General features: G+C 49.3%; 21 protein-coding genes. 13 read left to right on the top strand and 8 right to left on the bottom strand.

What is annotated here, in order from left to right:
• Positions 1-3 precede the first annotated feature (3 nt).
• On the bottom strand, positions 4-612 hold the full coding sequence (locus tag HVY19_RS14415; protein WP_181681239.1) for a hypothetical protein: 609 nt from the start codon (positions 610-612) through the stop codon (positions 4-6).
• Between the two features lie 377 nt (positions 613-989).
• Here HVY19_RS14415 and HVY19_RS14410 point away from each other — a divergent pair, with 377 nt between their 5' ends.
• Positions 990-1,529, top strand: a complete 540-nt coding sequence (locus HVY19_RS14410; protein WP_181681238.1) for a DUF2058 domain-containing protein — start codon at positions 990-992, stop codon at positions 1,527-1,529.
• 7 nt (positions 1,530-1,536) lie between these two features.
• Here HVY19_RS14410 and HVY19_RS14405 read toward each other — a convergent pair whose 3' ends face one another.
• Complete coding sequence (locus HVY19_RS14405; RefSeq protein WP_181681237.1) at positions 1,537-2,235, bottom strand: RluA family pseudouridine synthase; 699 nt, start codon at positions 2,233-2,235, stop codon at positions 1,537-1,539.
• A gap of 134 nt (positions 2,236-2,369) precedes the next feature.
• Here HVY19_RS14405 and HVY19_RS14400 point away from each other — a divergent pair, with 134 nt between their 5' ends.
• Positions 2,370-2,846, top strand: coding sequence for a cold shock domain-containing protein (locus tag HVY19_RS14400; RefSeq protein WP_181681236.1), 477 nt, complete (start codon positions 2,370-2,372; stop codon positions 2,844-2,846).
• 14 nt (positions 2,847-2,860) lie between these two features.
• On the opposite strand, the gene HVY19_RS14395 is transcribed toward HVY19_RS14400, so the two are convergent.
• From HVY19_RS14395 to HVY19_RS14385, 3 genes are read right to left on the bottom strand one after another with little or no spacing between them, the layout of a single operon-like run.
• Positions 2,861-3,715 (bottom strand): AraC family transcriptional regulator, encoded by an 855-nt coding sequence (locus tag HVY19_RS14395; RefSeq protein ID WP_181681235.1) that lies wholly within the window; start codon positions 3,713-3,715, stop codon positions 2,861-2,863.
• Between the two features lie 11 nt (positions 3,716-3,726).
• On the bottom strand, positions 3,727-4,458 hold the full coding sequence (gene ypdB / locus HVY19_RS14390) for a two-component system response regulator YpdB (RefSeq protein ID WP_181681234.1): 732 nt from the start codon (positions 4,456-4,458) through the stop codon (positions 3,727-3,729).
• A gap of 14 nt (positions 4,459-4,472) precedes the next feature.
• The gene (locus tag HVY19_RS14385) at positions 4,473-6,167 is read right to left on the bottom strand and encodes a sensor histidine kinase (protein WP_181681233.1); all 1,695 of its coding nucleotides are present in this window, start codon (positions 6,165-6,167) and stop codon (positions 4,473-4,475) included.
• Between the two features lie 386 nt (positions 6,168-6,553).
• Between HVY19_RS14385 and alaC the strand changes: the two genes are divergently transcribed.
• A complete protein-coding gene (gene alaC, locus HVY19_RS14380; RefSeq protein WP_181681232.1) occupies positions 6,554-7,792 on the top strand; it encodes an alanine transaminase in 1,239 nt (412 codons plus the stop codon).
• A gap of 65 nt (positions 7,793-7,857) precedes the next feature.
• Here alaC and ypdK read toward each other — a convergent pair whose 3' ends face one another.
• On the bottom strand, positions 7,858-7,929 hold the full coding sequence (gene ypdK / locus HVY19_RS14375; RefSeq protein WP_010723117.1) for a membrane protein YpdK: 72 nt from the start codon (positions 7,927-7,929) through the stop codon (positions 7,858-7,860).
• Between the two features lie 422 nt (positions 7,930-8,351).
• Complete coding sequence (gene lpxP / locus HVY19_RS14370; protein WP_181681231.1) at positions 8,352-9,272, bottom strand: kdo(2)-lipid IV(A) palmitoleoyltransferase; 921 nt, start codon at positions 9,270-9,272, stop codon at positions 8,352-8,354.
• A gap of 810 nt (positions 9,273-10,082) precedes the next feature.
• Between lpxP and HVY19_RS14365 the strand changes: the two genes are divergently transcribed.
• From HVY19_RS14365 to HVY19_RS14355, 3 genes are all read left to right on the top strand, one after another.
• On the top strand, positions 10,083-10,850 hold the full coding sequence (locus tag HVY19_RS14365; RefSeq protein WP_181681230.1) for a basic amino acid ABC transporter substrate-binding protein: 768 nt from the start codon (positions 10,083-10,085) through the stop codon (positions 10,848-10,850).
• 64 nt (positions 10,851-10,914) lie between these two features.
• A complete protein-coding gene (locus HVY19_RS14360) occupies positions 10,915-11,679 on the top strand; it encodes an amino acid ABC transporter permease (protein ID WP_181681229.1) in 765 nt (254 codons plus the stop codon).
• Positions 11,666-12,388, top strand: coding sequence for an amino acid ABC transporter ATP-binding protein (locus HVY19_RS14355; protein ID WP_181681228.1), 723 nt, complete (start codon positions 11,666-11,668; stop codon positions 12,386-12,388). The genes HVY19_RS14360 and HVY19_RS14355 overlap by 14 nt, the downstream gene beginning before the upstream one ends.
• A gap of 48 nt (positions 12,389-12,436) precedes the next feature.
• Here the strand turns inward: HVY19_RS14355 and HVY19_RS14350 are convergent, their stop codons facing one another.
• A complete protein-coding gene (locus tag HVY19_RS14350) occupies positions 12,437-12,772 on the bottom strand; it encodes a YegP family protein (protein WP_181681227.1) in 336 nt (111 codons plus the stop codon).
• 277 nt (positions 12,773-13,049) lie between these two features.
• Between HVY19_RS14350 and HVY19_RS14345 the strand changes: the two genes are divergently transcribed.
• The 7 genes from HVY19_RS14345 (at position 13,050) to HVY19_RS14315 (ending at position 20,389) form a co-directional block, all read left to right on the top strand.
• Positions 13,050-13,526, top strand: a complete 477-nt coding sequence (locus tag HVY19_RS14345; RefSeq protein WP_249419084.1) for an isoprenylcysteine carboxylmethyltransferase family protein — start codon at positions 13,050-13,052, stop codon at positions 13,524-13,526.
• A 732-nt stretch (positions 13,527-14,258) separates the two neighbouring features.
• Positions 14,259-15,278 carry a TRAP transporter substrate-binding protein gene (locus HVY19_RS14340; RefSeq protein ID WP_119174346.1) on the top strand — a complete coding sequence of 340 codons (1,020 nt, stop codon included), beginning with the start codon at positions 14,259-14,261 and terminating at the stop codon, positions 15,276-15,278.
• A gap of 66 nt (positions 15,279-15,344) precedes the next feature.
• Positions 15,345-15,815, top strand: coding sequence for a TRAP transporter small permease (locus HVY19_RS14335; RefSeq protein WP_119174345.1), 471 nt, complete (start codon positions 15,345-15,347; stop codon positions 15,813-15,815).
• Between the two features lie 18 nt (positions 15,816-15,833).
• Positions 15,834-17,111, top strand: coding sequence for a TRAP transporter large permease subunit (locus HVY19_RS14330; RefSeq protein ID WP_149385184.1), 1,278 nt, complete (start codon positions 15,834-15,836; stop codon positions 17,109-17,111).
• 195 nt (positions 17,112-17,306) lie between these two features.
• Positions 17,307-18,227 (top strand): sugar kinase, encoded by a 921-nt coding sequence (locus HVY19_RS14325; RefSeq protein ID WP_240437931.1) that lies wholly within the window; start codon positions 17,307-17,309, stop codon positions 18,225-18,227.
• A complete protein-coding gene (locus tag HVY19_RS14320) occupies positions 18,224-19,204 on the top strand; it encodes an NAD(P)-dependent oxidoreductase (RefSeq protein ID WP_119174343.1) in 981 nt (326 codons plus the stop codon). The genes HVY19_RS14325 and HVY19_RS14320 overlap by 4 nt, the downstream gene beginning before the upstream one ends.
• 168 nt (positions 19,205-19,372) lie before the next feature.
• The gene (locus tag HVY19_RS14315) at positions 19,373-20,389 is read left to right on the top strand and encodes a LacI family DNA-binding transcriptional regulator (protein ID WP_149385183.1); all 1,017 of its coding nucleotides are present in this window, start codon (positions 19,373-19,375) and stop codon (positions 20,387-20,389) included.
• The last annotated feature ends 217 nt before the right edge of the window (positions 20,390-20,606 follow it).

The following is a 20,606-nucleotide window of genomic DNA, read 5'->3' as shown; positions in this document are numbered from 1 at the left end:
CTCCTATGCAACGAGGCTGTTCCATGATTGCAGAAATTCGATCTCAGACGCTTTTTTCACATTGTCTGCAAGCACGATAACGTTAACGATGGTCGTGAAAATCTCAATGTGCTCTTTGTCATTCAGTTTGTGTTTTTTGATCATCGCCCAGACGGTCTTCAGATTTGGCGGATTATTTCTCATCTCTGAAATTTTATTTTGGGTCAGTTTTGACAGCGCGTTGCTTTTTCCAATACCTGTAATCAGTAAATCCAACTCTTCCATTTCACTGTCACAAATATAACCGTCGGCATTCGCGCAGCAAATTCCCAATGCAAAAGCGGTGACAATAAACTGCTCACGACGGGCTACGTCAGCGAGCATCGCATTCAGTTGTGCTTTCAGTTTTTCCATCTCCAACGCGTTTTTGGCGTTGGCTTGATTACGTCCTCTTGCTTCCGCTTCAGATTCCGAATCATCGCAATACTCAGCCACACCACCAGCGGCAGCACCAACAGATGCCGCAATGGCAGCCCCGATCGCAGTCACGGTACCAATTGGCCCGGCGACGGGTAAAGCGACTACTGCCGCAACGCCGGCACATGCCCCACCTAAAACCTTCCAAAAACTCATACATTCTCCCGGTGTTATTTTCATACCTACATGTTTTTTTTGATGATAAGGGGTTTATTAAAGAAACACAGCACCGTTTGCGCTTAATTTTTACGACATAGATGAATCAGAAATAAGGGCGGTTAATCGTATTGTGGGGCAGATTTAAAATGCCTTAAAAGTAAATATATTGTGAAAAAAATCATTTTTTTAGGCCGTTTTTCAGGTTCTTAAGCCCGTCAGTGATGAGATATAAAAAGCATGGATTTCATCAGCACGATTTCCTCCCATAAAGGTCCGATACGCAACTCGCTCAGGCTTGAACCGGATGCTTCTGGAATCAGCGTAAATACTACAGGTATAATCACCGATATCATTCACCAGATTCAGATACGAAGATGACAAAACTTACCTTACAAGAGCAAATGCTTAAAGCTGGATTAGTCTCCAGCAAAAAAATGGCCAAGGTCCAGCGGACGGCGAAAAAATCACGCGTGCAGGCGCGTGAGGCAAGAGAAGCCGTGGAAGAGAATAAAAAAGCACAGCTTGAGCGCGATAAACAACTGAGTGAACAGCAAAAACAGGCGACGCTCGCCAAAGAGTTTAAAGCTCAGGTCAAGCAACTGATCGAAATGAACCGAATCACCGTATCTAAGGGTGATATCGGCTTTAACTTTACCGACAATAACCTCATCAAAAAAATTGAGGTCGATAAGCTGACGCAAACGCAGCTCATCAATGGCCGTCTTGCTATTGCCCGTTTAGCGACGAATACCAGCGGTGAGTATGAATACGCGATTATCCCGGCGAGCGTCGCGGACAAAATTGCCCAGCGCGACGCCGACAGCATTGTCCTGAACAGTGCGCTGAGTCAGGAAGAACAGGACGAAGACGATCCGTATGCCGATTTCAAAGTGCCTGACGATCTGATGTGGTAAGACGTGTTCAGAAGGGGGAGTCGCTGCGCGCATTAATGCGTTCTGCGCTCACCGGATGAACAAAACTCAACGCACTGGCATGGAGCATCAGTCGGGGGATCTGTTCGCAACCGGGAAGCAGGCGGCCGCCATACAGGTCGCAACCTAATATCGGGTGGCCTAACTGCTGGCTGTGAATGCGCAACTGGTGGGTGCGTCCGGTTTCCGGTGCGAGCTGCACCCGCGTCAACGGCAGTATTGTTCCGTCCTGCATTGGGAGATAAATACGCTCAATAACCCGATAACGGGAGCGCGCGGGTTTTCCGTGGCGTGGGCAAATGGACATTAGCGGAAACAGCGCCGGGTCTTTCGCTATCGGCGCGTCAATCACTCCTTCATCAGCGCTCAAATGGCCACAAAGCAGGGCGCTGTATTCTTTGGTGACACTGCGCTGGCTGAATTGCTGACAAAGCGCGGCATTAATCATCTTATTGCGGGCTATGACCATGAGCCCGGAGGTGCCGAAATCCAGACGGTGGACCAGCGTACAGTCAGGAAAGATCTGCACCAGGCGATAATGCACGGAATCGAGATTTTGCGGATTTTTCCCCGAAAGGCTTAATAGTCCGCTGGGCTTGTTGATCAGCAGCAGGTGATTGTCCTGATAGAGGATCTCTATCTCCTCATGGCACGGCGGGGCAATAAACGTATCGATTATGGTAGACATCAGGCTGGCTGGTTGAAGAACGGGAGCGGATAATAACCAATTTTCAGCCACACTGATATCAAGATGTAGTCTGCGCAGGCGTTGTGCTTTACACTGCGCGCTGCAAAAAAACGGTTAACCAGATGGTAAAAGCGATGAACGGAACAATCACAACGTGGTTTAAAGATAAAGGTTTTGGATTTATCAAAGATGAAAACGGCGAAAACCGCTATTTTCATGTGATTAAGGTCGCCAACCCAGAGCTTATCAAGAAAGATGCGGCGGTGACCTTTGAGCCGACCACCAATAGCAAAGGGCTTTCCGCCTATGCGGTGAAGGTCATACCGGACAGCAAATATATCTACATTGCGGGCGAACGCTTTAAGCTCACCTCGATCAAATCGTTTGTGGTGTTCAGCGAAGAAGTGCCGGCGGATATCCCAATTGATAAAGAAAATGCGGTGCTCTCTGTGGGGATCCTGATGAACAACATCAGACCGAAATCTGACGTGAAGCCGGGTGAAATGCGCTCAGTGAAAAAACTGGCCATCACCACGTTCCAGGGCACGACTTCCATCTTTTCAGAAGATGAGATAGACATTGAGGCCACGGTTAAAATGCTCAAGGTCTGAGATTCACGCAGACCTTACTGAAAACGCGCGCTGTATTCGCCTGGCGTCAGGCCAAACTGACGCCGGAACAGGCGGCAAAAATAGTCACTGTCCTGATACCCACAGCGCTGCGCCACTTCGCTTATCGACAAATGATACTTCTGTAAAATAATCCGCGCCTTCGCCATGCGTACCCAGCGCACGTATTCCACAAAACTCATTGTACCGTTCTGCGTAAACAGCTTCGAAAGATGATTGGGCGTGATATTAAAAAAGGTCGCTACGCTCTCGCGACTTAACGGCTGAGCGTAATTATCCTGCACCCAGTTGCAAATGCTGTGGTAAAGGAACTCTGCGCGCGGGCGTTGGGTGTCAGGACGGGTGTTCACCACGCTCCGGCACAAATGCAGCAAACTGAGCACCAGAGGTTGAATGATCGCCTGTTCCTGCGGGGAGCGGCTTAAATGGGTGAGGGCGGTCAGCATCGCTTCGCCTTCCCCCCGCTGCGGATGTGAAAGCTCAATGCGGCGTACCGGGCGAAGCAGCGAAGCCGTGCGGTTATCATAAAACGACAAACCCAGCCACGCCGGGGCAAATACCAGGCTTAACAGCATCAGCGGCTTGTCGCTCATTGGCAGGTTAGCCGAGCGGGCGGGAATGAACAGCATTTCACCTTCGGCCAGGCGGTGTTGGCTTTTCTCCAGTTGATTGCCGTACTCCCCTCGCAGGACGATATCCAGACGGGGGAGATCCAGGCACAGGCTACCGCCAGGCAATGTGGCGGGCTGAGTGGCAAACCAGACGCGACCGAGCCGCTGTGGGTTAAGCACCAGGCCGCTAAACAGATCGGCAAAAAATTGTTGGTCTGCGGGCAAGCCTGATTCTTTCATTCATTTTCCCGTTATAAGTGCATTAACTGTCTGAACTCTTTCACCTTACTCCTGCTGACGGGAACTTCAAACTCCAGATCTTTTAACCGCAGAATATAGGTGTTGTTGAACCAGGGTTCGATCTCGCGGATCTTATTCAGGTTGACGCAAAACGATCGGTGACAGCGGAAAAAGTGCGAAGGCGGCAGCTTGCTGCAGAACTCAGTAATATTAACCGGCATGACAAACGATTCCCGCCGCGTATACACAAACGTCATTTTTTCATGCGCTTCGGCATAATAAATATCGTTAATTGGCGTCACGATGATCCGTTCGTCTTTGATCAGGTTGATCGTGTCGTTCTCACGGGTAACGGGACTGACCGGCGATGTGCCGGACTGCTGCTGCCAGGCTGCCTCCAGCTTATTCAACATCCCGACAATGCGCGATTCCTGATACGGCTTGAGAATGTAGTCGAAGGCTTCCAGTTCAAACGCCTCTACCGCGTGCTCTTTCCATGCGGTAATAAAGACAATAAATGGCTTATGGGCAAACTGGCTGATGTTCTGCGCCAACAGAACGCCGTCCAGAGAGGGAATATTGATATCCAGGAAAATGGCGTCCACGCGGTTATGCTGCAAGAATTTCAGCACGTCCAGGCCGTCATCGAAGGTGCCGACAATCTCCATCTGGCTGTGTTCTTTGATCAGCCAACTGAGTTCCTGTTGGGCGAGGAATTCATCTTCAACGATGATAACTTTCACAACTTCACTCCGTATTAAAGCAGTAGCGTGGCTGGCGTGGCGGTTGCACGCTGATTCGGCACAAAAAACGCGATCTCGGTTCTTGGCTCAAGGCGACGAATATGCAACCCTTCGCCATATAACAGCTTAACCCGATGATGCACGTTAAGAAGGCCAATTTTATTGCCGGGCATTTCGTTGGATTCCACCCGCTCAATCACTTTCGGATCGATGCCGTGCCCGGTATCGCGAACCGCGATTCGCACCCGGTTACCGCACTCAGCAACGCTAATCGTCACCACGCCTTTTCCTTTGCAAGGCTGAATACCGTGGACTATGGCATTTTCAACCAGCGGTTGGATCAGCAGACTCGGAATAGAGCAGCTTACTTCTTCATCAATATCATAAATTACGGTTAATTTGTCGCCAAAGCGCGCCTGTTCTATCGCGATGTAATCCTTGATTTGATACAGCTCTTTTTTGATGTCGATATGCTCATCGTCTTTTAATTCAATGTTATAGCGCAGATAACGTGACAAATTAAAAATGAGCTGCCGGGCGGTGTCCGGGTTAAGACGAATTGACGACGAGATCGCGTTCAAAGCATTAAACAGAAAATGGGGATTAATTTTGCTTTGCAGCGCGCGCAGTTCTGCCTTATTTGCCATTTCCCTGAGCTGCTCGGTACGCGAGACTTCCAGCTGTGTTGAGATGATCTGTGACAGACCGACCGCCATCTCCTGTAATGACGAGGTGATCTGATGGGCGTGGCAGTAGTAGATTTTTAGCGTACCGGTGACTACCCCTTTTTCCCAGAGCGGGATGACCAGCATGGAGTGGATCTCCGGCGTGCGGTGCGCTTCATCATTATTTTTAATGATGATTTTTCCGTAATTGATCGCCTGCCGGGTGGTCGGGCTGATGGAATCATTACTGTCGCGATAATTCGTTTCCCCTACACCCACATAGGCCAGCACGTGCTGGGTATTGGTGATAGCGACCGCATCAGCGTGGATATCATGGCGTATAATTTCACAGATCTGCCGCAGCGACTCGCTGTTCACCTGACGAAACAGCGGCAGGGTTTTATTGGCGATATCCAGCGCCAGCTTTGCCTGACGTGCTGCGCTCGCCTCTTTTTCACCTTCTACGCTTTGAACCAGCAGAACAATAAAACCAATGCAGACGCTGCCGAGAATCATCGGAATACCGATTTTTGAGACGATATCCAGCCCCAGTGCGGTCGTCGGCGCCCAGACAATTACCAGCACCATCGTCAGCGTTTCGCAGACCATGCCGCCCAAAATCCCTGCGCGCCAGTGTTGTGCTTTAGGGATCCGGCGATTAATCCAGCCGGCGATACAGCCCGCCAGAATGCTGGTAATAAAGCACGGGATCGCGGTAACGCCGCCAGTATCAATCAAATAACGGTGTATGCCTGCAATTACCCCAGTAATAATCCCAACCCAGGGACCAAACAAGATACCGCCTGACATCACGGCGATAATACGTACGTTTACCAGCGAGCCTTCCACCGGAACCCCGGACCAGGTGCTGAACAGGGCGAACAGGGAAAAAATGGCGGTGACAGCAAGCAGCTCTCTTGGCGTATGGGCTGATTTGTGCAGCAGTTCGCGAAACAAACGAATGCGGATGAGAAAGAACAGGCAGAAGAGCATGAGCGCTGCCCGGTCAAACACCGCCAGCAGCATAGTAAATATTTCGTGCACAGGAGACTCTGGCTTAGACGTTAAACAACTATGATAGGTATTCGCAGGGTGAATGACCAGTCCGCAGGCGAGACAACGCTAATGAGGAAAAACCCTGATTTTAAAAGGGGATTGATATGCATCAGTTTATTTATCCAGCCTGCGAAAAATTCATGGGATTCGAAGTAAATTTTTTCATATCAGAATGTTAATAAATAGTGGCTTTAAGGCAATTTCTGTAACGCTGATTTCCTCATTATTTTCATAACTTCCCCTTTTAGCGCAAAGAAAAAAAATTTCGTTAGCCTCTCGACAGAAGGAAATTATTCAGGCTATTTTCTAAGCATGCCACCCACGTGGCAGCGTCGCTCGGACGGTCCGGGCGCTAACGTGAATCTGAGGAAATTATGGCTGACACACGCCCTGAACGTCGCTTTACGCGTATCGATCGTCTTCCCCCCTACGTGTTTAACATTACGGCTGAACTCAAAATGGCTGCGCGTCGTCGCGGCGAAGATATTATCGATTTCAGCATGGGAAACCCGGACGGCGCTACGCCGCCTCACATTGTTGAAAAACTGTGTACCGTGGCGCAGCGCCCGGACACGCATGGTTATTCAACCTCGCGCGGTATTCCGCGTCTGCGCCGGGCTATCTCCCGCTGGTATCAGGACCGCTATGAGGTTGATATCGATCCGGAATCCGAAGCCATCGTCACTATTGGTTCGAAAGAGGGGTTAGCGCACCTGATGCTGGCTACGCTCGATCACGGCGATACGGTGTTGGTGCCGAACCCAAGTTATCCCATCCATATTTACGGCGCAGTGATCGCGGGTGCCCAGGTGCGTTCAGTACCGCTGGTTGAGGGCGTGGATTTCTTTACTGAACTGGAACGGGCGATTCGCGAAAGCTACCCGAAGCCGAAGATGATGATCCTTGGCTTCCCGTCTAACCCAACGGCACAGTGCGTCGAGCTGGAGTTTTTCGAAAGAGTGGTCGCGCTGGCTAAACGCTATGATGTGCTGGTGGTTCACGATCTCGCCTATGCCGATATTGTCTATGACGGCTGGAAGGCGCCTTCGATTATGCAGGTGCCGGGTGCGCGTGACGTTGCGGTGGAGTTCTTCACCCTGTCGAAAAGCTACAACATGGCAGGCTGGCGCATTGGCTTTATGGTCGGTAACAAAACGCTGGTGAATGCCCTGGCACGAATTAAAAGTTATCACGACTACGGAACATTCACTCCGTTGCAAGTCGCTGCCATTGCGGCGCTGGAAGGCGATCAGCAGTGTGTGCGGGACATTGCCGAGCAATATAAACGTCGCCGTGACGTACTGGTTAAAGGCTTGCATGAGGCCGGATGGATGGTCGAGATGCCGAAAGCCTCGATGTATGTCTGGGCGAAGATCCCTGAGCAATACGCTGCAATGGGTTCCCTGGAGTTTGCTAAAAAATTGCTGAACGAAGCGAAGGTGTGCGTCTCGCCCGGCATTGGTTTTGGAGACTACGGCGATACGCATGTGCGATTTGCGCTAATCGAGAACCGGGACCGTATCCGTCAGGCGATTCGGGGAATTAAAGCGATGTTCCGTGCGGATGGTTTGCTGCCTGCCGGGGTAAAAACCGCAGCTGAAAACGCCGGATAACGCATGCATCCCCACAAAAGCAAACAGGAGCCAGAGGGCTCCTGTTTTTTTTGCATCGGTGTCTTCTAGATCATCAGGGCAAAAGTACCGGCCCATACGATGACCATAAAAGAAATGCCCATAAAGAAATATTTCACGTTTCATCTCTCCGCGTAATGACAGATACGCCTGAATGAACTTCATCTCGTTATTAACTCGTCGTACTTCAGGTGACTCGCTTTCTGAAACTCGAAGTATGTAGAGTATAGAGAGTTGATACCGTTAAGAACGAAACTCGGAATGTTCCCCGTTTCGCCTCCCGTATCACCCCGGAATTCTGTGCTTCATCGCTCCAGACGGCGCTAATGTACGCCTAAAAATGAGGCGAAACAAGAGGCATTTTTTTATTTATTTTTAGTAACTTACAAGTGTCGGGATTCGGCGACAGTATAATTGCTAATGGTAATAAATCAGGATTCAGCGACGCAAAAATTCGCTTCCGGTACGCGCTTAAAAAGCACAGTGTAATCAAGGTTATTGCATGGGGTCGTTGCGAAAAAAAAGGCCTTACGGCCTTTTTTCAGATATAGAGCGAGGCTTCACCCAGCGGGCGGGTTTTAAAGCGACGATGGATCCAGAGATATTGCTCAGGTGCGCGCATGATCTCTTTCTCGATGATCTTGTTCATATAGGCCGCTGCCTGACTCTCATCGGCCGGATAGCCTTCCATCTCAGGGGTGATATACAGTTGATAACCGCTGTTATCCGCTTTTCTCACCATCGTGACGGTAAGCATGGCCGCGCCGGATAAGCGCGACAGGACATAAGTGCCGTTAGTCGTGGCCACATTTTTGACGGCGAAAAACGGCGCGAAGGAGCTGCCCTTCGGGCCGTAATCCTGATCGGGCGCAAACCAGACGGCTTCACCTTTTTTCAGGGCGCTGACGATGCCGCGCAGGTTATTTCTGCCGATCATCGCTTTGTTTGAGCGCATCCGGCCACGCGTCTGGACCCACTCCATCAGCGGATTATTGTGCGGGCGATAGGTTGCCATCATCGGCTGGCACAGCCCCATTACGCGTCCACCCAGTTCCAGCGACATGAAATGCACGCCGACAACCATTACGCCCCGATTTTGTGCCTGAGCGCGTTGCAGGTTGGCCAGTCCTTCTACATCAAACCATTTACGTACGCGACGATCCGGCCAGAACCATGCCATGCCGGTTTCCAGCAGCGCCATACCGAGGGAACGGAAATTTTCTTCGATAATTTTTTCCCGCTGTTCTTCAGACCAGGACGGGAAGCAGAGTTCAAGATTCTTACGGGCGATGGACTCGCGACGTTTTAAAAAAGGACGTGCCGCTGTGCCCGTGCGGGTGCCAAGAAAGCACAGGACAGGATACGGGAGTTGCACCAATAACCAGAGAACACCCAGACCAAACCAGGTGAGCCAGTAGCGCGGATGCAGGAACGCGCGGGTAAATTTGCATTTAGGAAACATAAACACCTTCTCAAGATACGAATTGCTGTATCGCAGAAGAGGGCGAGTCCGCAGCGGTACATACAATTGCTTAGGCCGTCATGTACGACAATGGTTCCTGGAAAGTGTGTAAAATTACGTCAGGAGTAAACCACGAGGGGCATGAATGCCAGCGACATAATGTACCACCAGTCGATTATTGACAGCTACAAATAATTACTGAAGATGCGTAAATATTTTTACTGGAACCAGGAAAATAATGAGAATTTTTATAATTACTTGTTTTTAAAGGTATTAATAAAAGCTGAGTGCGGTAATGGTAAAAAGAGCGTCGTTACGAAAAAGTTGCAAATTGGGATGTTCCGAAAAAAGGGGCAATGCGCCAGAATGAAATATTAAGTTTACATTAAATGCGCAGCTAAAATAAAAAATTCAATTTAATATCAACTTAAGCTATTTCTCATATCGGAATTTTCGCTGACGTGTTGTTAATAGCCTTATATTGGTGTTTTGTTTTCCAGAGGCTAACATTCGCGACATATTTTAAAATACAACTTCCTTATTCTTGCGCCACAACCCTCTCCCTCACGCCGAGCTTGCTGGAAAGTACACCGGTTTTAATGCAGCGTTCCGGAGGCGTGGCGAAGTGCGACTGCCCGGGCTTTAGTGGTGATGGTGCAGGATGAGGCACAACGTATAAGACGCTAAAAAAACGGGAACCAGGAACATTCCAGCGAAGATCGGGCTTTAGCCAGATATTGTTTGCATCCACGCGACTGGTTGTGTAGTTTTATGCATTATTAGTGCATAAAAATTACAAAGGAGAGCAAGATGTTCAGTAAGTGGATGAAAGCAGGATGTTTGATGATTGCCCTGTCGGGGACAGCTTTTGCGGCACAGGAAACCTATGTCGTTGGTGCCGGCGGAACCTATCGTCCGTTTGAGTTTGAAAATAGCCAGAAGCAACTCGAAGGCTTTGATATTGATATTATTAAAGCTATCGCCAAAGCAGAGAACTTTGACGTCAAGCTGGTGAATACACCGTGGGAGGGGATTTTCGCCACGCTAAACTCCGGCGACCGCGACATCATTATCTCTGGTATTACCATTACCGATAAGCGTAAGCAGATGGTGGATTTCTCCAGTCCTTATTTCCCGGCTGAACAGTCTATCGTTGTGCCTGCAGATTCGAAGGTGAACTCACTGGCGTCGCTGAAAGAAGAAAAGGTTGGGGTGGTCAACTCCAGTACTGGCGATATCGTCGTTTCTGAGGTGCTGGGGAAAAACAGCACCTCTATTAAGCGTTTTGATAACACGCCGCTGATGCTCCAGGAGTTATTCGAAGACGGCGTTAGCGCAGCGGTCGGTGACGTGGGCGTGGTTAAGTACTATATAAAGCAGCATCCGGAAAAACAGTTTAAGTTAGTTCCCGATGCAAAATTTGAGCGTCAGTATTTTGGTATTGCCGTTGCGAAAGGGAATACCGAATTACAGCAAAAGATAAACGCAGGGCTGAAGAAAATTATCGCGGATGGCACCTACGATAAAATTTATAAAACCTGGTTTGACAGTGAAGTGCCGACGTTACCGTCAGAATAATTTAAATATTTAATGATTTTTGGCTGACACTACTTCGGTGTCAGCCTTTTTGCAGGGGAATACCATGACGGGATTTCGTTGGGAAATCATCCAGGAGTATGCGCCGCTATTTATGGAAGGCGCGTGGATGACCATCAAATGCACCATTATTTGTGTTTGTCTTGGAACACTGTGGGGATTGACGCTGGGCCTTGGCAGAATGGCCAAAGCAGAGCACGGTTTCTGGAAATATGCGCTGCGCTATCTGGTTCAATATCCGGTTCGCTTCTATGTCAGTGCCTTTCGCGGCACGCCACTGTTTGTGCAGATCATGGTGGTCCACTTTGCGTTAGTCCCTCTGTTTATTAATCCACGTGATGGTGTGTTGGTCACCAGCGGGCTGATGAGTGCGGATTTCGCCCGTGAATTGCGCTCGGGCTATGGCGCATTTTTGTCCTGTATTGTGGCTATTACGCTAAATGCCGGTGCGTACGTTTCCGAAATCTTCCGCGCAGGGATCCAGTCGATAGATCCCGGTCAAATGGAAGCGTCCCGCGCGTTGGGTATGCCGTGGTGGAAAACCATGCGCAAAGTCATCCTTCCGCAGGCCTTCAGGCGTATTCTCCCGCCGCTGGGGAATAACGCCATTGCGATAGTGAAAGATTCCTCGCTGGCCTCGGCGATTGGCCTGGCCGATCTGGCCTATGCCGCCCGAACGGTGTCCGGCGCCTATGCGACCTACTGGGAGCCCTATCTGACCATTTCGCTGGTCTACTGGGTGCTGACATTCCTGCTTGCGCAGTTGGTTAATCGTCTGGAAAAAAGGTTTGGTAAAAGTGATCCACATTAAAAATTTACATAAACATTTTGGAGATAACCACGTCCTGCGCGGGATTGACTGCGATATCAAGCAGCAGGAAGTGGTCTGTATCATTGGCCCGTCAGGCTCGGGTAAAAGTACCTTTTTACGCTGTATGAACGCGCTTGAAACGGTGACCGAAGGCGAAGTGATGGTGAATGGTTTTGCCGTTCATGACCGCCAGACCAATCTCAACAAAATGCGTGAAAGCGTGGGGATGGTTTTCCAGCGTTTTAATTTATTCCCGCATATGACGGTGCTGGAAAATCTACTGATGGCGCCGGAAATGCTGCTGGGGCTGTCGCATAAGGACGCGGTAAGCCGCGCAGAAAAATTGCTGGAAAAGGTGGGCTTAAGCGATAAGCGCGACGCGTGGCCTTCGCGTTTATCCGGAGGGCAGCAGCAGCGCGTTGCGATTGCGCGTGCGCTGGCGATGAACCCCTCGATCATGCTGTTTGATGAGCCGACCTCGGCGCTCGATCCGGAACTGGTAGGTGATGTGCTGGAAGTGATGAAGAACCTGGCGAATGAAGGCATGACGATGGTGATAGTCACCCACGAAATGGGCTTTGCCCGTGAAGTGGCCGATCGGGTGATTTTTATCGACCATGGCGTCATTCAGGAAGAGGGCACGCCTGAAGCGCTATTCACTTCTCCGTCGAATCCCCGTACGGCTGAGTTTTTAAGTAAGGTGCTGTAAGAAAAAAATGCCAGATCGCCTGTAAACGATCTGGCATGTTAAAACAGGTTATTGCGTATTATCTTTTATCTTTGTGCTGCTGCCGTTTGTTTTAACGGAAGCAATACCGCCGTCACGAGACTGCGCCGAGGCATACATCTGGCTTGAGCCAATGACCTGATGATTTCCCGCTTTCAAATTAAAGTAGAACTTACCGTTAGACGCGACTTTACTGTCGTAACGTTCGTCTAAAGGACTATTTGTTTGTACAGAGGCAATTCCGTTTTCTGCGGCTGCTTTTGTTGTATACAGTTCGCTGGTGAGAATCACCTCACCATTACCGGCTTTAAGGACAAACTTATACTGATTGTTTGTACTGTGACTTAACTCAAACCATCCTGCCATATAAACTCCTTAGGTTTAAAAGGGGCGGGAATGACCATAGCACTTTCAGCATAGTTGAACTGTGTTTAATTTTGCAATGTTTTAGAAATGGACTAAGAATATTCAAGATTAATTTTCTTATTATGTGTGCATATTGGAATTAATATCGTCTCTGTTATTATTGAATTAATTTTCAAGCTAATTAATAAGGATGAATAATCTTATTTGAGGGCAGAAATTCAGATCTATACAGGCCTATAGCATTCTCCTCCCGAACGGTTATGCTGTCGAAATGAAAATGATGAAACGTAACCCTGATCCTCTTGTCCGAATCCGCAGATGGCTACCGCCGCCGGTGATCCTGCTGATTTTTATGGCAGGCGATCTACTGACGACAAATCCGCATTTTGTTATTGCTTCCGTCTCACGCTTACTGAGCCTGGCTATTGCCACTGTAAGCCTATGTTTTATCCTGTTCACCGCATGGCAAATGCACAGCCACAAGACCACGCTTAACCCGCTTCATGCGGATAGAACCACAACGCTTGTTACCCGCGGATGCTATCGACTTAGCCGAAACCCGATATACCTTGGCATGAGCGGTCTGCAACTGGCTACTGCGATTTATTGTGGCAGCTTGCCGGGCGCCATGGCGCTACCGATTTTTATGCTGGCCGTCGCCAGGCTGCACATCGATTTTGAAGAGGCTCAGTTGCGACTGCGCTTCGGGCAGGATTGGGATCGCTACGCGCAACGGGTTCGCCGTTGGCTGTAGGAGGATGTAATCAACGGGGTTCAGGCAGTGTGAATATGGTTAATGTCTTCATTTCTGGTAATCCTGCAATCAATAGTGATAAAACAGCCCGGACTCAGTTCTGGTGAAGCCAGGCGGTGAATTACCACCGGAAATATTCGCGGATTTATCCCCCAGGATCTCAAGTCCCGCAGGGAGAATGGTGTGGAATAAGCTCTGGATACGTTGTGAAATGTCTTATTCATCCCGAACAGTAAGTATGGAAAAATAGCGCTTTTTAATTCCCTCTTCAATATTGTGGGCTTTGAAATCTAAGATAAATATACATTCATGAGTCATATCTTTTTGAAAAATAATCCTTTGTGCTCTGTGCATATTTTACCAGAACAGTGACAAAAAGAAGTTGTCTTATTATATAACCCCCCAGACCGTCACTAAGTGCTTCGGCGAAAATTCCGATTAACCTTCGCCATCTTTCCCTATAAAACAATGCTGTAGCATGTCATTCGCTATTAACCGGCAATATTAATGATTTGCTTCAGAATGATTTCATTTAAACTGTGACTGAATTATCGATTATTCATCCGAACAGGCAATATTTGTGACTGATATTTGATTTATGGATCATTTTCTTGAAGCATGGAATCGATTCCATATATCGTAGTTCTAACGGGCGCAGAGGCAGTGATTGGAGAGCCCCGTAACCCAAATCCCCTACATTTATTCATGTCGTACGGATGGAAAACTATACATATGAAGAATACCAGAGCGTTTTTTAAAACAACCCTTATTGCTGCCAGCTTATCTTTGATTTCTTTCACCTCTCAGGCTGCCGATATCAGTTCCCGAAACCTGAAAATGCCTATTGTTAACGCGATTGACCACCCCCAAGGAATCGGTGCCAAAGTTTTTGTTGATGAAGTGGCTAAACACTCAGACAACAAAATTAAGATTAAAATTTTCCCTAACGGCACGCTGGGTGGCGAGCAACAAGTCGCTTCCGCCATGCAAGGGGGCACAATTGAAATCTCCATGATGTCACCGGCGCAAATTGTCGGCACTATCCCAGAGTTTGTGGCTTTGGATTTCCCGTTCTCGTTTAAAAATACCGCACAAGCGGACGCTGTTTTAGACGGTCCGTTTGGACAGAAACTGCTGGATTACATGCCAGCAAAAGGGTGGGTGGGATTGGCCTATATGGAACAGGGCTACCGTAGTATCAGTAATAACAAACACCCGATCACAAAACTGGAAGATGTGAAAGGATTGAAGATCCGTACCATTCTTAACCCGCTGTATGTCGACATGTTTAATGCGCTGGGTGCAAACGCAGTGCCGCTGCCTATGCCGGAACTTTACACCGCCATGGAAACCCGCACGGTCGATGGCCAGGAAAACCCGGAAACGTCTGTTGATGCCAACAAATACTATGAAGTTCAGAAGTATTTCAGCGGCACTCGTCATATCTATAACCCACAGTTGCTGATGGTCAGTAAAAAGCTGTGGGACAAGCTGTCTGACGATGAGAAGAAAATCTTCAAAGATGCGTCAATTGTGGCCCGTGATGCTCAGCGTAAGGCCGCTCGTGATATGACAGAAGTTTCCCGTAAGAACCTGATTGAAAAAGGTATGCAGCTCAATGAATTGTCACCGGAAGAAATCGAACGCATGCGTGTTGCTGTCGAGCCAGTGACACAAAAATATGCGGCGAAGCTGGATCCGGCACTGCTCAAGCAATTCAAGGATGAGCTCGAAAGAACAAAAGACTTGTAATTTATCTCTTCAGCGGCGCGTTTGCTTTCGCGCCGCTTGCAGGTTTTCGTTCAAGGAAAATACTCCATGGCAACCCTAGAAAAATATATTCTCCGCATTATCAACTTTATCATCGTTTTTTGCCTGGCCTCTATGATGTTAATGGTCTTTGTTAACGTCGTTCTGCGATACGGATTTAATTCAGGCATTACTTTTTCCGAAGATGTCTCACGACTGTTTTTTGTCTGGTTGACATTTTTAGGGGCTATCGCCGCGATGAAAGATGGTACTCACATTCGGGTCGATTCTCTGGTTGAAAAAATGCCTCGCTGGGGAAAGCAGGCCTGTGAATTAGTCGGCAACGCGTTGATATTGTTCGTTTGCTGGCTCCTGTTTCAAGGGGGTTGGCAGCAAACTGTCATTAATATCGACACCGTTTCGCCGGTCACTGGCTGGCCGATGGCTGTATTGTATGTAACCAGCGTTGTCGCCAGCATTGGTATTGCACTTTACGCATTTAAAAACATTATTTGTCTTTTCCTCAACAGTAAACATTAATCTGAGGATACGTTAAACATGACAGTCCTTATTTTCCTTGGGATCCTGCTGAGCGCTATTGCTATCGGCATTCCTATTTCTTTTGCGCTGTTTCTGAGTGGTGTCGGTTTGATGTGGCATCTCGATCTGTTTGATGCGCAGTTAATTGCGCAAAACTCAGTAGATGGCACAAACAATTTCGTTCTGCTTGCTGCGCCGTTCTTTATGCTGGCGGGGGAGTTTATGAACGCCGGTGGCCTGTCACGGCGCATTGTTCGTATGGCGCTGGCACTGGTTGGTCACATTCCTGGCGGACTGGGTTACGTTGCTGTATTCGCCGCGATCCTGATGGCCAGTCTTTCTGGTTCGGCGCTGGCTGATACCACCGCACTGGCCGCCATGCTGTTACCGATGATGCGCGAAGCCGGGTACAACCTGAACCGCTCTGCGGGGCTAATTGCCTGTGGTGGCGTCATCGCGCCGGTTATTCCTCCCAGTATTGGTTTGATTCTGTTCGGTGTTGCGGCTCAGGTTTCCATCACCAAACTGTTTATGGGAGGTATCGTACCGGGGATCCTGATGGGGTGCAGCATTCTGATTACCTGGTGGTTTGTCTCCCGTCGTGACAAGGTTGTCACGTTCGAAAAACCTACCCGTGCAGAAGTGTGTCAGGCCTTTAAAGAAGGCATCTGGGCGATGATCCTGCCATTCATCATTCTGTTTGGTCTTAAATTTGGCATTTTCACACCGACGGAAGCCGGGGTTGTTGCTGCCGTATACGCACTGTTTGTCGGCAAATTTATATACAAAGAGCTGAAATTTAGCGATCTGTATGGCTTGTTCCTGAATGCCGGGAAAATGACCGCTGTCGTCATGTTCCTCGTTGGCGGAGCGATGGTCACCTCATGGTTGATCACGGTAGCTGATTTACCGGGTGAGCTAATCACCTTGCTTGAGCCATTTATGGACCATCCAACCCTGTTCCTGCTGATTCTGGTCACGCTGTTGTTTGTTATCGGCACCGCAATGGATCAGACGCCAATTATCCTGATTCTGGCGCCGGTACTGATGCCGGTGGTGAAAGCTGTGGGTATCGATCCCATCTACTTCGGGGTGATCTTTGTGATGATTACCGCGCTGGGACTGATTACCCCGCCTGTGGGCACATCCCTGAATGCCGTCTGTAGTGTAGGGAAACTCAAGATAGGTGACGTGACCTGGGGGATGATGCCATTCCTGCTGGCTGAATTTCTGGTCGTCGTTCTGCTGATTATCTTCCCCGCACTGGTGACGGTTCCACTCGAATGGTTTAGTTAATTAACGGCTGTGTTATTCCGTGTTTCTACATGCTAACCGGCAATAACACATGGATAAAAACCCTGAGATAACAGCCCATTATGTCTGTCGTCTCAGGGCGTTGAGTCTTTATGGAGTACGATTACTGTGACAGTGAACCTTATATCCCCACGTAATACCCATAATAATCTGGATCTGGTCACTATTGGTGAAGCCATGGCGATGTTTGTTGCCGATGAGTATGGCGATTTGGCAGATGCGGAACACTTCACGAAACGCATCGCTGGCGCGGAGATGAATGTGGCTACCGGCATCGCCAGAACAGGACTTCGGGCAGGTTGGGTAAGCAGAGTCGGTAATGATGCGTTTGGTCGCTATGTTCTGAACTGCCTGGCAAAAGAAGGCATCAATTTTCAGCAGGTCACGACCGATACGGGGTACTCCACTGGGTTTCAAATCAAGTCACGGGAAAAAGAAGGAATGGATCCTGTTGTGCAGTATTTTCGCAAAAATTCTGCCGCCAGCCATCTTTCGCTGGCCGATTTTTCCGCCGACTATTTTCTCTCTGCGCGCCACCTTCATCTGACGGGGGTTGCTGCCGCACTCTCGGAAAGTGTTCTGGCGCTGTGCCACCATGCCGCTGATACGATGATTGCCGCCGGGAAAAGCGTCTCTTTTGACCCCAATCTGCGGCCCGTATTGTGGCGTGATACAGCCACGATGGTGAATACCTTAAATGCCCTGGCTTTTAAGGCAACGCTGGTGATGCCCGGCCTGGGAGAAGGGAAGATACTCACCGGCCTCGAGCATCCGGAAGCGATTGCCGATTTTTACCTTAAGCAGGGTGTGAAGGCCGTGGTCATTAAACTTGGGCCCCAGGGCGCATGGTTTAAATCTGCCGATGGCGAGCAGGCAACCATTCCGGGTTTTCCGGTCACGAACGTTGTGGATACGGTCGGTGCCGGAGACAGCTTTGCGGTTGGTGTACTGAGCGGATTAATTGAAGGAAAAAACCTATCTGAAGCCGTGCGACGAGGCAATCTTCTGGGGTCTCTGGCCGTTCAGGTATCGGGTGATAGCGAGGGACTACCTAATCGCGAAAAGTTAAATTTACTTGAACAGGAGAGTGCTCATTGAAACCTGCCATCGTATTGTACAAACGTATACCGGATGCGTTGTACCACAAACTGGAAAGCTATTTTGAGGTGCGCTTTTTCGATGGGATCAACGACACGAATCGGGACGCAGTAAAAGCAGCTCTACAGGATGCCCAGGGGATGATCGGTGCCAGTGTGCCGGTTCGTGACGCATTACTGGATTGTGCACCCCATCTGAAAGCCATTTCAACAATCTCCGTCGGCGTCGATCAATTTGATATTCATGACCTGACACGGCGCGGTATTTTGCTGATGCATACCCCGTCTGTATTAACCGAAACGACCGCAGATACAATTTTTATGCTGTTGATGATGGCTGCTCGCCGAGCCAGCGAACTGGCAGAATGGGTGAAAGCCGGAAACTGGACGAGAAGCATTGATGCGTCAATGTACGGTGTGGACGTCAATCATAAGACGATAGGTATTGTCGGCATGGGCCGTATTGGTGCCGCCCTGGCGCGTCGGGCGAATGCCGGATTTGGTATGCAGGTGTTATACGTCAACGAAACGACACATAGCGAAGTGGAACAACATTACGGAGCACGTCGTTGCCCGTTGGATCAGTTGCTGGCAGAAGCAGACTTTGTCTGTCTGACGTTACCGCTGACACCGCAGACAGAAAAAATGATCGACGCTCGCAGCCTGGCACAAATGAAATCCGGCGCAATCCTGGTCAACGGTGCCAGAGGCAAAATTGTGGATCAGCAGGCGCTAATTCATGCGTTAAAACAGGGTGTTATCCGCGCCGCGGGACTTGATGTCTTTGAAACCGAACCGTTGCCTGCCGACTCGGAACTGTTGCAATTACCCAATGTTGTCGCGTTACCGCACATTGGTTCTGCGACTCATGAAACCCGTTACAACATGGCAGCCTGCGCCGTCGATAATCTGATTACCGCCTTAACCGGTACGGTCACGCAAAATGGGTACAATCTGCACCAACTGGTTCAGCGATAACCGACTGTCCGAATAAAGAAAGCATTAACCATTTTGCCAGGATGAGTGTCCTGGGATGGCATTAGCAAAACGACGTTAAGAATCAGTGTCGCTAAGCCCTCAGAGGCACCTTTGAACAATACGGATATGACTTCAGGGCGTTTGTAGATAATGACGAGAAAAGTACCTATGGAACCCGCACCGCGCCCTACCATTAAAGATGTTGCCAAAACGGCGCAGACAGGAAAAACCAGCATTTCACGTTATTTAAATGGTGAAAAACATCTTCTCTCTGCGGCGCTGCTGGCACGGATTGAAAAAGCCATTGCCGACCTTGGTTACCGCCCAAGCCTGATGGCGCGCGGTTTAAAGCATGGGCGAAGTCGTCTTATTGGTCTGCTTATCGCCGATATTACCAATCCCTATTCGATCGATGTTCTCAGCGGCATAGAAGCAGCATGCCGTAAAAATGGATTTACCCCACTGATTTGTAATGCCAATAATGAGGGCGTTCAGGAGCAACACTATCTCGATTTACTGCTCAGTTATCAGGTTGAAGGGATGGTAGTCAACGCGATACACATGCCTGAGGATATGCTGAACCGTCTTAAGCAGTCGGCGCTACCGATGGCGCTGATTGACCGTAAGATCCCCCATTTCATCTGTGACAGGGCCGCTCTGGACAATGATCAGGCAACAACGCTGGCAACCGAACACCTTGTCACACAAGGATTTGAAGCCATTCTTTTTCTGAGTGAGCCGATCGGGACCGTCAATACCCGTCGCGAACGCCTGGATTACTTCAATGCCACTCTCGCCCGTTATCCTGAGATTGTGGCGGACAGTGCCGAAATACCCCTGACACAAGGCGACCTTCTTGATGACACATTGCGTCAGTTTCATACCCGTTACCGTGGCATGCGCAAAGCGGTTATTTCCGCTAACGGCGCCTTAACGTTACAGGTTGCCCGCTCCCTGAAACGTATTGGTCTGCAATGGGGGAGCGATATCGGCTTGCTGGGATTTGACGAACTGGAATGGGCTGAACTGGCAGGCGTTGGTATCACCACACTTAAACAGCCCACGTGGCAAATTGGTTATGCTGCCGCCGAACAGGTTCTCCGGCGTATTGACGGTGCCAGAGGCCCCGTCAATGAACAGTTATTTCCTGGTGAATTACTGGTGCGCGGTTCAACGGTCTGTTAGCTTTCGTTTATAACAGTCAACACGGGTGAAATATAACCTTTCTGGGATCGATTCCATTTATTGCAAAAATCAGGTTTTGGAAGCAACGGAACGGTGGTAATCGCTGAATCGCCACAGGCTTAACAGACGCCTCGAAACCGCTGCTGGCTTGCGCTTATTGAGCCTGGCCGTCCACCAGGCTACACAATGATTTTGAAGTGGCTGAGCCGCGAAAGCG

Source organism: Citrobacter sp. RHB25-C09, from assembly GCF_013836145.1.
Taxonomy (GTDB): domain Bacteria; phylum Pseudomonadota; class Gammaproteobacteria; order Enterobacterales; family Enterobacteriaceae; genus Citrobacter_A.
This window is presented reverse-complemented; position numbering and strand designations above follow the sequence as displayed.

What these genes read in the sequence shown, in the direction of transcription:
- HVY19_RS14400 (WP_181681236.1), top strand. Translation starts at nt 2,370, where the DNA reads ATGAACGGAACAATCACAACGTGGTTTAAAGATAAAGGTTTTGGATTT.
- HVY19_RS14365 (WP_181681230.1), top strand. Translation starts at nt 10,083, where the DNA reads ATGTTCAGTAAGTGGATGAAAGCAGGATGTTTGATGATTGCCCTGTCG.
- HVY19_RS14340 (WP_119174346.1), top strand. Translation starts at nt 14,259, where the DNA reads ATGAAGAATACCAGAGCGTTTTTTAAAACAACCCTTATTGCTGCCAGC.
- HVY19_RS14415 (WP_181681239.1), bottom strand. Translation starts at nt 612, where the DNA reads ATGAGTTTTTGGAAGGTTTTAGGTGGGGCATGTGCCGGCGTTGCGGCA.
- HVY19_RS14410 (WP_181681238.1), top strand. Translation starts at nt 990, where the DNA reads ATGACAAAACTTACCTTACAAGAGCAAATGCTTAAAGCTGGATTAGTC.
- HVY19_RS14350 (WP_181681227.1), bottom strand. Translation starts at nt 12,772, where the DNA reads ATGGCAGGATGGTTTGAGTTAAGTCACAGTACAAACAATCAGTATAAG.
- HVY19_RS14325 (WP_240437931.1), top strand. Translation starts at nt 17,307, where the DNA reads ATGGCGATGTTTGTTGCCGATGAGTATGGCGATTTGGCAGATGCGGAA.
- HVY19_RS14335 (WP_119174345.1), top strand. Translation starts at nt 15,345, where the DNA reads ATGGCAACCCTAGAAAAATATATTCTCCGCATTATCAACTTTATCATC.
- HVY19_RS14360 (WP_181681229.1), top strand. Translation starts at nt 10,915, where the DNA reads ATGACGGGATTTCGTTGGGAAATCATCCAGGAGTATGCGCCGCTATTT.
- HVY19_RS14405 (WP_181681237.1), bottom strand. Translation starts at nt 2,235, where the DNA reads ATGTCTACCATAATCGATACGTTTATTGCCCCGCCGTGCCATGAGGAG.
- HVY19_RS14395 (WP_181681235.1), bottom strand. Translation starts at nt 3,715, where the DNA reads ATGAAAGAATCAGGCTTGCCCGCAGACCAACAATTTTTTGCCGATCTG.
- HVY19_RS14345 (WP_249419084.1), top strand. Translation starts at nt 13,050, where the DNA reads ATGATGAAACGTAACCCTGATCCTCTTGTCCGAATCCGCAGATGGCTA.
- lpxP (WP_181681231.1), bottom strand. Translation starts at nt 9,272, where the DNA reads ATGTTTCCTAAATGCAAATTTACCCGCGCGTTCCTGCATCCGCGCTAC.
- HVY19_RS14330 (WP_149385184.1), top strand. Translation starts at nt 15,834, where the DNA reads ATGACAGTCCTTATTTTCCTTGGGATCCTGCTGAGCGCTATTGCTATC.
- HVY19_RS14315 (WP_149385183.1), top strand. Translation starts at nt 19,373, where the DNA reads ATGGAACCCGCACCGCGCCCTACCATTAAAGATGTTGCCAAAACGGCG.
- alaC (WP_181681232.1), top strand. Translation starts at nt 6,554, where the DNA reads ATGGCTGACACACGCCCTGAACGTCGCTTTACGCGTATCGATCGTCTT.